Source organism: Actinophytocola sp. (assembly GCF_036002505.1).
GTDB lineage: Bacteria > Actinomycetota > Actinomycetes > Mycobacteriales > Pseudonocardiaceae > DASYTH01.
Genome location: NZ_DASYTH010000366.1, coordinates 1 through 12,439, shown reverse-complemented (window position 1 = coordinate 12,439; position 12,439 = coordinate 1). Strand labels below are relative to the sequence as shown.

11 protein-coding genes are annotated in these 12,439 nt (G+C 69.5%); 4 read left to right on the top strand and 7 right to left on the bottom strand.

What is annotated here, in order from left to right; genetic code table 11:
* Nucleotides 1-4: 4 nt before the first annotated feature.
* Nucleotides 5-925 (bottom strand): AfsR/SARP family transcriptional regulator, encoded by a 921-nt coding sequence (locus VGR06_RS32010; protein WP_327562911.1) that lies wholly within the window; start codon nt 923-925, stop codon nt 5-7.
* A 219-nt stretch (nt 926-1,144) separates the two neighbouring features.
* Here VGR06_RS32010 and VGR06_RS32005 point away from each other — a divergent pair, with 219 nt between their 5' ends.
* The 4 genes from VGR06_RS32005 to VGR06_RS31990 all read left to right on the top strand — a co-directional run bounded on the left by VGR06_RS32005 (nt 1,145) and on the right by VGR06_RS31990 (nt 7,577).
* Complete coding sequence (locus VGR06_RS32005) at nt 1,145-1,327, top strand: hypothetical protein (RefSeq protein ID WP_327562910.1); 183 nt, start codon at nt 1,145-1,147, stop codon at nt 1,325-1,327.
* Nucleotides 1,327-3,618 carry a TOMM precursor leader peptide-binding protein gene (locus tag VGR06_RS32000; protein WP_327562909.1) on the top strand — a complete coding sequence of 764 codons (2,292 nt, stop codon included), beginning with the start codon at nt 1,327-1,329 and terminating at the stop codon, nt 3,616-3,618. Before VGR06_RS32005 ends, VGR06_RS32000 begins: the two co-directional genes overlap by 1 nt.
* A gap of 11 nt (nt 3,619-3,629) precedes the next feature.
* Nucleotides 3,630-5,174, top strand: coding sequence for a SagB family peptide dehydrogenase (locus tag VGR06_RS31995; protein ID WP_327562908.1), 1,545 nt, complete (start codon nt 3,630-3,632; stop codon nt 5,172-5,174).
* Nucleotides 5,175-5,333: 159 nt separating this feature from the next.
* Entirely contained in the window at nt 5,334-7,577 is a 2,244-nt protein-coding gene (locus VGR06_RS31990; protein WP_327562907.1) for a sensor histidine kinase, read from the top strand.
* 384 nt (nt 7,578-7,961) lie between these two features.
* Here the strand turns inward: VGR06_RS31990 and VGR06_RS31985 are convergent, their stop codons facing one another.
* The 6 genes from VGR06_RS31985 to VGR06_RS31960 form a co-directional block, all read right to left on the bottom strand.
* Nucleotides 7,962-8,567: a response regulator transcription factor gene (locus VGR06_RS31985; RefSeq protein ID WP_327562906.1), complete on the bottom strand. Its 606-nt coding sequence runs from the start codon at nt 8,565-8,567 to the stop codon at nt 7,962-7,964.
* A 148-nt stretch (nt 8,568-8,715) separates the two neighbouring features.
* Nucleotides 8,716-9,267: a peroxidase-related enzyme gene (locus VGR06_RS31980; RefSeq protein WP_327562905.1), complete on the bottom strand. Its 552-nt coding sequence runs from the start codon at nt 9,265-9,267 to the stop codon at nt 8,716-8,718.
* Nucleotides 9,242-9,691 (bottom strand): DUF6187 family protein, encoded by a 450-nt coding sequence (locus VGR06_RS31975; RefSeq protein ID WP_327562904.1) that lies wholly within the window; start codon nt 9,689-9,691, stop codon nt 9,242-9,244. The genes VGR06_RS31980 and VGR06_RS31975 overlap by 26 nt, the downstream gene beginning before the upstream one ends.
* Nucleotides 9,684-11,024: an FAD-dependent monooxygenase gene (locus VGR06_RS31970; protein WP_327562903.1), complete on the bottom strand. Its 1,341-nt coding sequence runs from the start codon at nt 11,022-11,024 to the stop codon at nt 9,684-9,686. The genes VGR06_RS31975 and VGR06_RS31970 overlap by 8 nt, the downstream gene beginning before the upstream one ends.
* Before the next feature lie 163 nt (nt 11,025-11,187).
* Nucleotides 11,188-11,670, bottom strand: a complete 483-nt coding sequence (locus tag VGR06_RS31965; RefSeq protein ID WP_327562902.1) for a DUF6423 family protein — start codon at nt 11,668-11,670, stop codon at nt 11,188-11,190.
* 208 nt (nt 11,671-11,878) lie between these two features.
* A complete protein-coding gene (locus VGR06_RS31960; protein WP_327562901.1) occupies nt 11,879-12,181 on the bottom strand; it encodes a DUF6235 family protein in 303 nt (100 codons plus the stop codon).
* Nucleotides 12,182-12,439: the final 258 nt, after the last annotated feature.

Sequence of the window (12,439 nt, the reverse complement as noted above, 5' to 3'; positions counted from 1 at the left end):
CGCTTTAGGCGATCTCCGCCGTGTGTTCGGGATCCCGGCTCGGCGCACCGGTGGAGCGGGCCACCGCGGCCCGGAACCGGTTGGCCATGTCCGCGCGCCCGTCCGAGGGATGCTGGCCGGTACCGGCGAACGGCGGTTGCCGCCAGGTCGCCGGCTCGTCCAGCTTCGGATCGGAGTTGAGGATCGCGTGCTGCACCTGCTGCACATGCGGCGACGGCTCCACGCCGAGTTCGTCGACCAGGGTGTCCCTTAATCGGCGGAACACCTCCAGGGCCCGCCACTTCCGGCCGGACCGGTACAGCGCGGTCATGTACTGCGTGCAGACGTTCTCGTGCATGGGGTACCGGGCACACAGCTCACCCAGCTCACCGAGCAGCATGTGGTGCCGGCCCAGGCGAAGGTCCGCCTCGATGCACGTCTCCTGGATGCCCAGCCGGTGCTCCTCAAGCCCGTTCACCTTGAAGCTGAGCGGAATTCCGATCTGCACGTCGACCAGCGCCGGCCCGCGCCAGATCGCGAGCGCGGAGCGCAGCAGGCGGGAGGCCGACTCGTAGTCGCCGCTCTGCATGGCGCGCTGGCCGGCCGAGGCCATCCGCTCGTACCAGCGGACGTCCAGGTCGTCGGCGGGCACGTTGAGCATGTAGCCGCCGTGCGAGGTGACCAGCACCGACTTCGCGGAGCCGTCCTTCCCGCCGGAGGCCTTGTTGATCATTCTTCGTAAGATCAATACGTACGTCTGCACGGACTGGAGCGGCTTGCGCGGGAGATCCATCCCCCAGAGCTCCTCCACCAGCGTCGGCACCGTCACCACCTGACCCGCGTGCAGCGCCAGCATGGCCAGCGTCTGCCGTGCCTTGCTCGCGGTCGGTGTGATCGAGCGGCCGTTCTCCGTGACGTCCAGAGGTCCCAGCACCTTGACCTGCATCTGGACCTCCTCCCCGGCAGTAGACAGTGGGCATCTGAAACAGTCGCAGAGGAGCTACCGGGAAGGCAGTGAGCGGGCCACTGCTCGAGAATGAATCCGGGCCGGATCAAATGTGAATAACACACCCTTGCTCCATGAGTCCGGCACTGGTAGCGGCGGCGAGCGCGGACGGAACATTCACACTATCCGAGAAATCCGACCGCTACTCGGGAGTAACCAATGCTGACTCCGCACAACGACCACCTGATCTCGCTCTTAGCCAGCCTGGGCTTCGCCACCGACAGCCCAGAGGAGATCGTGATCGACGACTTCGACCAGTGGACGAACCCGGAAGCTGCGGTGGTCTACGGCACCTGTGCTTCAGGGGCCACTGTCGAACGCTGGACCGAAGTCGCCGCGTAATGAGGTCCGTTGCCGACACCGCGCAGCTGGTCGGCTTCAAACGGCACCTTCGTGCCGAGGTTGCCGCCGGCGAGGGCGCGTACCTGTTCTCCGAGCGTGGGGTCACCAGGCTGACCGGCTCCCGGATCGAAGTGCTCGCCAGCCTGCTGGACGGCACCCGAAACTTGGCGACAGTGCTTGAGGCCATGCCCGACGGCATGGCCCCCGAGCAGGTCGCCGGACTGATCGCCCGCCTCGCCGAGGCGGGCCTGGTCACCCTGCGCACCCTGCCTCCGGTCCCGATCGACGAGCGCACGCTCGCTTACTGGGACGCCAGCGGCGTGGACGCGACGGCTGCGGTTGCCGGCACCGCCGCCCGAACACTGCGGCTGATCACGGTGGGGGATGTGGACGAGGCGGCCGCGCTGAGCGCCCTGCGTTCGGCGCAGCTGCGCACGGAGCCGGCAGGTCCGAGCCTCGACCCGGGCGAGGCGGACCTGTCCGTCGTGCTGTGCGAGGACTACCTCGACCCGCGCCTGGCTCAGGTCGACGCCGATCACCGGGCGTTGGGCCGGCCGTGGCTACTGGCCAAACCGGTCGGCGCGAAGATCTGGATCGGACCGGTGTTCCAGCCGGCCGAGCCGGGTTGCTGGCGTTGCCTGGCCGTGCGGCTGTGGGGTAACCGTAACGCTGAGAAGTGCGCGCAGAGCGCCCTCGGGCGCCACGGCCCCGCCCCCCGGCCGGCGGCCTCGCTGCCGCCGCTGACCGCGACCGCACTGCACCTGATCACGCTCGAAGCCACGAAATGGCTGGCCGGGTACCGGTATGCCGGCCAGCGCGAGGTGTGGACCCTGGACAGTTTCGACCTGCGCGGCGAGCACCACGCGATGCGGGCGCTGCCGCAGTGCCCGGCCTGCGGGCACCCGGCGCTGATGCGTCAGCAGGGAAACCGGCCGGTGGTGCTGGCTTCCCGGTGCAAGGCCAGCTACAGCGGCGGTGGGCACCGGTCGCATTCGCCGGACCAGGTGCTTGACCGCTTCCGCCACCTGATCAGCCCGGTCACCGGCATCGTCAAGGAGATTCAGCGGGACGAGCGCGGCCCGGCAATCTTCAACTCGTTCCGCTCCGGTGCGAACGTGGCGGCGCGGGTGGACCGGGTGGACACCCTGCGCGCAGCGCTGCGGACGCAGAACGGCGGCAAAGGAATCACCGAGGTGCACGCCCGGGCGAGCGCGTTGTGTGAGGCGATCGAGCGGCACTCCGGGAATTTCCATGGCGACGAGGCCCGGGTCCGGGCGAGCCTGCGCTCCCTCGGGGACCGGGCCGTCGCGCCGAACGACTACCAGCTCTACCACGAGCGGCAGTACGCGAACCGGGCCGCCTGGAACGCCGCGCACGCGCCGTTCCAGTACGTCTGCGAGCCGTTCGACGACACGGCCATTGTGGACTGGACGCCGGTCTGGTCGATGACCGAGCAGCGGCACCGCCTGCTGCCCACCGGGTTGCTCTACTTCGGCGCCCCGCCGACCCCAGGCCACGATTACCTGTTCGCCGACTCCAACGGAAACGCGGCCGGCAGCAGCCTGGAGGACGCGGTGCTGCAGGGGTCGCTCGAGCTGATCGAGCGGGACGCGGTGGCGCTGTGGTGGTACAACCGCACCCGCGCGCCGGAGGTCGACCTCGACGCGTTCCGCGACCCGTGGGTCGACGAGCTGCGCGAGGCCTACGCCGGCCTCGGCCGCGAGGTGTGGGTGCTGGACGTGACCTCGGACCTCGACGTCCCGGTGATGGTGGCGATGTCCCGGCTGACCGACCGGGAGCCGGAGAACATCATGCTCGGGTTCGGTGCGCACCTGGACGCGCGGGTGGCGCTGCGCCGGGCGCTCACCGAGCTGAACCAGATGATGCCGCAGGCGCTCGCCACCGGGCCGGACGGCCGGATCCCCACCGATGATCCGGACGCGGCACGGTGGTGGTGGCACGCCACCATCGCCAACCAGCCCTACCTGGTTCCCGACCCAGGGCAGCGGCGACGTGGGCCCCAGGATTACAACTACACGCCGAGCCGTGACTTGCTGGAGGACGTCGCGGCGGTCCAGGCCGGTTTCGAGACGCGGGGAATGGAGCTTCTCGTGCTGGACCAGACCCGGCCGGATGTCGGGCTTCCGGTGGCCAAGGTGATCGTGCCCGGGATGCGGCATTTCTGGGCGCGACTAGGCCCCGGCCGGCTCTACGACGTACCCGTCGCGCTGGGCCGGCTGATCAGACCGACGGGCTATGAAGAACTGAACCCCATCCCGATGTTCCTCTGAGGGTGCTGAACATGATCACCACAAGGAGCGTGACGTTGTCCATGGAGCCCGGCAGGCGGGATGCCGACCGGATCCGGCTGTGGTCGCTGCGGGAGGACGTCCTCGTCGAGGGCGACCCGGACCGCGACCGCCTCGTCGTGGTGAACAAGTGGGGGGAGACCAGGATCGACGCGCCGGGAGAGCTGGTCCGGGAATCCTTGCGGCGCATGACATTAGGCCCGATCTCGCTGCTGAACGTCGGCCCGCAGGAGCTGCCGGAGGGCGCGGCGCCCACCGACGTGGCCGGTCGTAGACGTCGGGACTGGGCCCGGCTGCGCGAGGTGCTCGAGTTGCTCGGCGACTTGATCGTGCACTCGCTGGGCGTCGAGGACGGCGAGGGCCCACTGCTCTCTGCGGTGCCGCTCGCCCGCAACGCGGTGTTCCAGCTGTCCGGCGTCGATCTGCAGCGGCCGGTGCGGCTGTCCCGGTTCGCCGCGATGCGGGCGCACGAGGGCGAGCTGCTGCTGGAATCGCCGCTGGCGGCCTACCAGGTCGTGCTGCACCGCCCGCTGGCCTCCGCCACGGTCGCGGCGTTGAGCGCGCCCACTGCGGTGCAGAACCTCGCCGCGCAGCTGCCGGCGTCGAAGGATCTGCTCTCCGACATCGTGGCCTACCTGGCGGCGGCCGGGGTCGTGCAGTTCGGCGAGTGGGGTCCCGGCTCGGCGCGGGCCCGGTTCGCCGAGGACGAGGAGCCCAACCTGATCGCCTGGTCGCACCACGACCTGCAGTTCCACGCGCGCAGCCGGATGGGCCGGCACGGCGGCCCGACCGGTGCGGTGTATCCGCACGCCGGCACGCTGCCCTCGCCACCGGTGGTCAAGCCGCTGCCGCGGGGCCGGCGGTTCCCGCTCTACCGGCCCGTGCTGAGCGACCTGGCCGCCGCCGACCCGCCGCTGACCGCCGTGCTCGAGTCGCTGCGACCGTGCCAGGACCTGGCCGACCGGCAACTCACCGCCGAGCAGATCGGCGAGCTGCTGTTCCGGGCGGCCCGGATCCGCTCGATGTCCCCGGCGTCGGCGGGTGAGGTCACCTATGGCATCTCCGACCGGCCGTACCTGAGCATCCACGGCCTGCACGAGCTGGAGCTCTACCTCAGCCTGGACCGCTGCACCGGGCTGCCCCGGGGGATCTTCCACTACGACCCGCAGGGCCACGCGCTCACCCTGCTCAATGAGTCGCAAGTGGACCTCGAGGAGCTGCTGGACCTGGCCAGCGTCGCCACCGGAACCACCCGCCGGCCACCCGTGCTGATCACGATGACCGCCCGGGTGGCCCGGTCTTCGTGGATGTACCGGGGGATCGCCTACTCGCTGGCGCTGACCCACGTGGGGGCGCTGCAGCAAACTCTGTGTCTGGCCGCCACCGCGATGGGCCTCGCGGTGTGCGTGCCGGCCATAGATCCGGGTGAGTCCGCCGACGCCGCCCTGGGCCTGGAGTGGCCCGCCGAGGTCGGAATCGGAGAATTCATCGTCGGTTACCGGCGGATGGCGCCCGGGCCTCACACCAACGGCCTATAATTCGAGAATTAGACAATATGACGGCTGACCGGCTCATCGTTTGGGGTTTGATCGTTGAAATGACGGGAGAACACCATGTCCTCGGCACTTGATCAATCTGAGTCGAGATCGAGTCGGCGCCGGGTCGACGATGGTGCTGCCCGCGAAGTGGAGGACGTCGTGCACCGTCCGCTGATCGCCGTGGTCATGGCGAGGGTGACGGTGTCGGCGGTCGTCGTCGGGTTCTGCCTGATCGCGCTGCTGTACGTGATCAGCTCGGATCTGGGTGTCAGCAGGACCGTCCTCGCCACCGTGTACCTGCTGGTGCTGGTGGGGCTGCAGGGTCTCTACTTCAGCCGGTCGGGCGTCCAGCTGGGATCTCCGCTGAGCTACCTGATGCTGGCCGTACAGGCCGCTCTGGTGTACCTCCCGATCCTGCAGTTCAAGGACGCCTGGGTTGGCCTGCCCAGCCTGCTGGCCGGAACCGTGCTACTGGTTCTGCCACCGGCAACGGCCTGGCCCGTGTTCGCGGCCATCGTGGCCAGCGTGGGGTGGCTCGAGGCGGCCGTCGGCGGCGCGCCGCTCGACGCCGCGTACATCGCGGTGTCCGCTCTGGTTTTCGGTTTGGAGTTGTACGGGCTGACCCGGCTCGCCGGCCACATCTCCGAGTTGCACGCGGCTCGGACGGAGCTCGCGAGGGTGGCGGTCGCTCACGAGCGTCTGCGGTTCGCCCGCGACCTGCACGAGGTGCTCGGTCTGCGGCTGTCCGCGATCGCACCCAAGGGGGAGCTTGCCCGTCGGCTGGTGACGAAGGATCCGGACCGGGCGCGGCGGGAGCTGTCGGAGATCCTGGAAATGTCCCGGCGGGCCGTCGCCGATGTGCGGTCGGTAGCGCGTGGCTACCGCGAGCTGAACCTGGACGAGGCATCTCGGGCGGCCAGCTCGGTGCTTGCCGCAGCCAGCGTCGATGTCCGGATGACGGTCAAGCACGGTGAGCTGCCGGTACGCATCCGTAGCCTGCTCGCCGCCGTGTTGCGCGAGGGTGCCAGCAACGTGCTGCAGCACAGCATCGCCGGGCGTTGCGAGATTGCCCTGCGGCAGAGCGGCGACCAGGTGTTCCTCGACATCGTGAACGACGGGGTGATCGATCCGGAGGACGCCGCGGCAGGCCTGCACGAGGGCGGCATCGACAGGTTGACGGAGCAGGTGGCCACGCTGGGCGGTGAGCTCACCGCCGGCCTCGATTCGGAAGGGCAGTTCCACCTGCGGATGAGGGTCCCGGTATCGCCGGCCGAGGAGCCGGTCACCGACCCCGAACTGCCCGAACCTGTTCCCCGTTACGCCCGGCAGCTCGCCACGGTCCTCCTGACCGTCGTGCTGTGCGGGCTGTTCTTCCAGGCCGCGTTGCATCTTGCGGATCTGACCGACCACGGCCAGTTCGCGGCCGGGGTGACCTACATGCTCGTCATGCTGCTGCTCCAGCTGCTCTACATCGGCCGGCCCGGCACGCAGCTGCGCTCGCCGCGGAGCTACGCCGTATTGCTCCTGCAGGCGTGCCTCGCGTTCCTGCCCACGGTGCAGTTCGGCCTCGCGTGGGTTGCCCTTCCCGGCTTCGTGGGTGGAAATGTGCTTCTCATCCTGCCGGCGAGGGCGGCCTGGCCGGCTTACACGCTGCTCGCGTGCGGCGTCGGAGCAGCCTCGGCCGTGCAGGGCGGGTCCTGGGTCAACGTCGGCTACAACGTGATCGGCGTCGCGTTCATCAGTTTCGCGGTATACGGGTTGACCTGGGTGGTGCGCGCGGTCGCCGAGCTGCGGGCCGCCCGCGTGCAGTTGGCCCAGGCGGCGGTGGCCGAGGAGCGGCTGCGGTTCGCCCGCGACCTGCACGACCTGCTCGGGCTCTCGCTGTCGGCGATCACGTTGAAGACTGAGCTCGCGCACCGGCTGGCGGCCGCGGATCCGGCGCGGGCGCGGGAGGAGCTCGACGAGATCCTGGCGATCTCCCGGCTGGCCCTGGCCGACGTGCGCTCGGTGGCCGGTGGGCATCATGAGCTGTCGCTGACCGAGGAGTGCCGCACGGCGGAGTCACTGCTGGCCGCGGCCGAGGTGGATGTGCGGATGGACCTGCGCTACGGAGAGATTCCGGAGCTGGTGGGCACGGTGCTGGCGACGGTGCTCCGGGAGGGCGTGACCAACGTGCTGCGGCACAGCAAGGGCGAGTACTGCGAGATCACTGTTCGGGAGCACGACAGGTCGGTGCTGCTGGACATCGTCAATGACGGCGTCACCGAAGCTCCGGAGGTGTCGCGCAACGGCGGCAGCGGCCTGGGCAACCTCTCCGCGCGGGTCGCGATGATCGGCGGCGAGCTCACCACCGGCCAGTGGACCGAGGGTCGCTTCCGCCTCCGCGCCAAGGTGCCCCTCTGAACCCGCGGCGAGTTCGACGCTCCGGCAACTGAGAGATCGGGTCCAAAGAAGGGCTGGGGACGGAGGCGGGGCTGGGTTGGCTTTCTGGATGCGCTTGGCGGGTGGGCTCGGGCGATTTTGATCTTCTGGGCGGGTTGGTGGGGCCGGTTTCGGTGTCATGATCGGGCTTTGCGAAGCGGGAACCTGAACCACCACGGTGGCTGGTGCTTCACAGACGGCGATCGCCCACCCATGATCAATGCCATGAAGGCGTCCTTCGTGACATCCACCGCGCCGCCGGCGAGATCAACCCCGTGCCCCTCCCACCTGTCAGGCCGCCCCCACAAGATCGACCTGAACTCCCCCTCCGTCCCCAGCCTTCTTTGGACCCGATCATCCCGAGAGCTACAGCCAGCCGGCTTCCTTGGCGATGCGGATGGCGTCGACGCGGTTGCGGGCGTTGAGCTTGTTGACGATCGTGGTGAGGTAGTTGCGGACGGTTCCGGTGGACAGGTAGAGGAACGCGGCGATCTCCACCGCGTTCGCGCCCTCCTCGGCCATCCGCAGGACCTCGATCTCGCGCGCGGTGAGCGGGCACTCGGCGCTGTCCCACGCTGCCAGCGCGAGGTCGCCGTCGACGACCCGGCGCCCGACCGCCACGCCGCGGATGGCGTTGGCCAGCTTGTCCGCCGGCGCGTCCTTGAGCAGGAAACCGCTGACCCGCGCGGCCATCGCCCGGCGCAGCGTGCCCGGCCGGCCGAGGCTGGTCAGGATCAGCGTGCGCACTTCGGGAAGCTGCTCGTGGATCTCGGCGGCGGCGGTGAGCCCGTCCTTGCCGGGCAGGTCGATGTCGATCACGGCGACATCCGGGTGGTGGGTGCGGGCCGCCGGCATGATCTCGTTGCCGGACGACACCTCGGCGACGACCTCGATATCGGATTCCAATTTCAACAACGCCACGAGGGCGCCGCGAACCATGTGCATGTCCTCTGCAATCAGGACTTTAATCATCGCCGCCCCCCTTCGAGGTGGAGCCCCCTACCCAATCACTCTACGCTGATGTGTATCAAACCCATTCCGACGGAACGTGTTCGCCTGGAGAATCTAACCAGATGTATCGTTGCGCGGTCGCCAATTCACCTCCGGGTACCCTACCGTCCTAACGAGACTCATCGAGTAGCTCGACCAACCCGGCATAGCCGATTCGACGCAACCGGGCGGCGGACATAGCGTAGTAGTCGCGGTCGGCCCGGATGCCCAACCCGTCCACGAGCCGGTTCATGAAGTTGAACAGCGCGCACACCAGGATCGTGTGGTACAGCGCCACTTCGTCCCAGCCCGCGGCGAACACCGCGTCCGCGTCCGACTGCGTCACCTTCGCCGGCGTCGCGGTGAGCTTGCCGGCGTAGCGCAGCACCGGTTTCAGGTTCTCCTCGACCGGCGCGCCGTCCAGGTCCTCGAGCGCGGCGCTGAGCAGGCCCGGCGCCACCCCGAACTCCTCCGCGGTGGCGGTGTGCACCCCGTGGCAGTAGCCGCACGCGTTGACGCCCGAGACGTACGCCGCGATCAGCTCGCGCTGCGCCACGGTGAACGGCGACGGCCCGCGCATCACCAGTTCGTGGTAGTCCAGCAGCGGCCGCGAGTACTCCGGGTACTGCTGGAACGCCTGGAACAGCACGGCGTCGTCAGGGAGCGACTTGAGGTACGGCATCGAGCTCCTCCAGGTATCCGTCGACTTCCGTGCGGCGCAGCCAGCACGCCGCGAGCAGGGCACGGCTGGCCGGACCCCAGTCCGGGGGCGCAGCCGCGGCCGCGGTCTCCGCCGCCCTGGCCCACGCCCGGCGCACCGCGGCCGACTGCGCTCCCCCCGGGTCCGCCGCGGCCAGCCCCGGCCGCGCCGCACGCCACCGCCGCGCGCCGCCGGCCACCAGGGCGGGCATGGTCAGGTCCGGCGGGATCCCGTGCCGTGCCTGGTCGACGACGAGCATGGCCAGCGTCGCGTCGTCGCCGAGCGCCGCGACGCCGAGCCCCGCCAGCAACCGCTCGGCGTCCAGCCCCATGAGGATCACGCCGACCTCCACCGAGGCCGGGTCGTCCACCGCGGGCAGGCTGAACCTCGTGTCGTAGTCAGACAAGGGACACCTCTGCGCCCGCTCGGTCGAGGACCGGGTCGGGCCGCCCGGCCAGCCGCGCGGCGATCGTGGTGGCCACCCGCGCGGTGGCCACCCGGTGGCCGTCGATGTTGCGGGCGGCCGGGCCGAGCACCATGCCGGCCGCGGCGCCGACCGCGAACACCTCGGGGGCGTTGCGGTAGTTGAGGGTCCGCTCATCCAGGTCCGGCCAGCCCTCGCGGGCGGCGACCAGCGCCGCGGGCAGCACCTCGACGCCGGTGGAGACCGCGGTGCCGAGCGCGAGGACGACCTGGTCGCCCTCGACCCGGGTGCCGCCGTCGAGCACGACCGTGGCCGGGCCGCCGCCGGGCTTGCCGGTCACCCCGGTCACCGCCCGGCCGCGGTACACGGTCAGCCGGCCGTCCGCCTCGGCCTCGGTCAGCAGCGGCCGGAACTCGTACATCACCGAAGCCCGCCGCTCACGCTGCATGTGCGCCATTCGGTCGGCCCACGGCACCCCGTCGAACCGCGCCCGGCCCTCGGCCCGGAAGAACTTGGAGTTGACGTCGGCGCACTGGTACCGCTCGCTGCCGCGCACCACCCAGTGCACGGGACGGTTCGCCGCCAGCCCGTTGCTGATCAGGTGCGCGGCGCTGAGCCCGGCCCCGACCACGACCAGCGGCCCGCCGGCGTTCGGCAGCGGCTCGTCCCAGTAGCAGACGCCATGGGGTCGCCGGGGGCCGCGCCACCACCGGCGGGGCGCGGCGAGACGCTCCTCGCCGAGGCAGAGCACGGCGAACCGGGCGGCGACGGCGGACCGGTCGGTGCCGACGACGATCCCGCCCGCGTCCGGCCGCACCGCGCGCACCTCGGCCTGCCAGGTCCGGTCGTACACATGGTGGATCGTTGCCACGTGCCGGCAGAACGCCTCGAACGCGTCGACCGGCACCACCGAGCGGTGCGACGCCTGCGCCATCCGGACCTCGCGCCGCTCCACCGGGGTGAGCAGGGACCAGTGCAACCGCACGAAGTCCAGCAGTTCGCAGTCGCGGTAGGCCTCCAGGCCGGGATGGTGCTCGTACGGTGAGCGCATGACCCGCTGGCCCAACACGTCGACCCGGTCGAAGAACCGGCCGGCCGGGCGGCCGTCGCGGTCGAGCAGCACCACGTCGCGCACGCCGACGTGCCAGAGCGCGGAGGCCACCGCAAGGCCCGCCAGCCCGGCACCGACGATGACCACGTCGGTCCGGGCGGGCGGGTCACCGGCGCGTGCCGCGACGCACGCGCCGGGCGGAAACGGCCAGTCACGACCCCGGGGCGAACTCAGTAAGTGAGGCTCCGGAATAAAAATTGTCACGGTGATTTTCGTTTATGTCGATGATACGGGTAAATCGGGCTCGGCCCGAGGGTGGCATCTGCCGCGGGCCCGACGCGACGGTCAGGCCCACGGCGGTCGCCGTCACCCATGCCGGACTCCGGGGCGCGGGGCCCGTGGAGCTCGGGTGCGACGACCCCCCGTGTCATCCGACGATCGTGACCGGGACTATCACTTCGACGACGGGCCGCTGCGGCATCCCGTCGGCGACGAGCTTCTCCAGCGACCCGGCACTGGCCTCGGCGTCGGTGGAGATGGGGGTGTATCTGGCGTGCGCGTACTGCGGCCGGCGGCTGGTCGACTCGATCTCGAAGACCTTGAGCACGGCCTCGCCCGGGCGGACCTCGCCGTCGTAGAACGTGAGCCGGCGCAGGTCAGGGGTGAGGAACGTCTTGGCGAACTGGCGGGAGAGAATCATCGCTTCGGCCCCGTCGACGAAGTGGGTATCCTCGTCCGTCGTTACCTGCATCGCCACCCACGTCTTGTCGGTGAGGTTGGTCTCCGACTTGATCACTTGCCAGCGCCCGGGTTCGGGCAGGTTTAAACAGACCGAAACATCGTGTTCAAGCGTGTCGTAGGCGCCGGAGACCATCAGCACCCGGCGCCGCACGTCGGCGACCGCGGCCATTTGGATGTCACGTGCCCGTACCCGTCCAGACACGTCCAGCCCAGGGACTTCCAGTGAGGACATGCAACCTCCTCCTCGCTTGTCGTTGGCGAAGAATTTTTTTCATAAGGTTGTCACGCCGGCGCACGTCCACACTTGCACATCGAGAACCCAACCTCAAGGGTCCGAACGGCGCCAAGACTGCCCCGACCTGCCCCAGGATCGCGTCTCAGGTCGCGTCGAGGGCCAGGTTAAGGCCGGGCGCGCCCTCCAGCGGTCCGATGTAAAGGATCCCAAAGGCATCCTCCGAGTAGCGGATCTTGAGGACCAGATCCTCGCGGACCAAGACGAATTTCGCATGCGGATTCTCCGTGTCCTGAAGTACTCCGTGAGTGGTGAAAACCGACCCGTCGGTGACCGCGAACAGGGCCTTGTACAGGTGGTTCTTCTGAACCTGCCGCGCCTTGGCGGCCCACGCCTCGAGCTGATCGATACCGCTGTCCAACTTGAAGTGCTTGCCACCCTCGAACATTTCTGGTCATCTCCCGCAGCAGTCGATTTCTTGATGCCACTAACAATAGGCTAAGTCGGTTTCGTCAAGCAACTAATGAGCTTCTTCCATCGTGCTGCATTGCCGGGGCGGAACACCGCAACCCAGAAGATGGCCGCGGCGGCCCCCGGTAGCAAGCTGGGGGACACGGCCTGATCAGGCGCGACGTCGCCGAACGGGAGGCAAAGCAGTGACGGAATCCCCGGTCGATCGTGCCGTGCGGGCGCTGGCCCGGGGCGA

What these genes read in the sequence shown, in the direction of transcription:
- VGR06_RS32010 (WP_327562911.1), bottom strand. Translation starts at nt 925, where the DNA reads ATGCAGGTCAAGGTGCTGGGACCTCTGGACGTCACGGAGAACGGCCGC.
- VGR06_RS32005 (WP_327562910.1), top strand. Translation starts at nt 1,145, where the DNA reads ATGCTGACTCCGCACAACGACCACCTGATCTCGCTCTTAGCCAGCCTG.
- VGR06_RS32000 (WP_327562909.1), top strand. Translation starts at nt 1,327, where the DNA reads ATGAGGTCCGTTGCCGACACCGCGCAGCTGGTCGGCTTCAAACGGCAC.
- VGR06_RS31995 (WP_327562908.1), top strand. Translation starts at nt 3,630, where the DNA reads ATGATCACCACAAGGAGCGTGACGTTGTCCATGGAGCCCGGCAGGCGG.
- VGR06_RS31985 (WP_327562906.1), bottom strand. Translation starts at nt 8,567, where the DNA reads ATGATTAAAGTCCTGATTGCAGAGGACATGCACATGGTTCGCGGCGCC.
- VGR06_RS31980 (WP_327562905.1), bottom strand. Translation starts at nt 9,267, where the DNA reads ATGCCGTACCTCAAGTCGCTCCCTGACGACGCCGTGCTGTTCCAGGCG.
- VGR06_RS31965 (WP_327562902.1), bottom strand. Translation starts at nt 11,670, where the DNA reads ATGGCCGCGGTCGCCGACGTGCGGCGCCGGGTGCTGATGGTCTCCGGC.
- VGR06_RS31960 (WP_327562901.1), bottom strand. Translation starts at nt 12,181, where the DNA reads ATGTTCGAGGGTGGCAAGCACTTCAAGTTGGACAGCGGTATCGATCAG.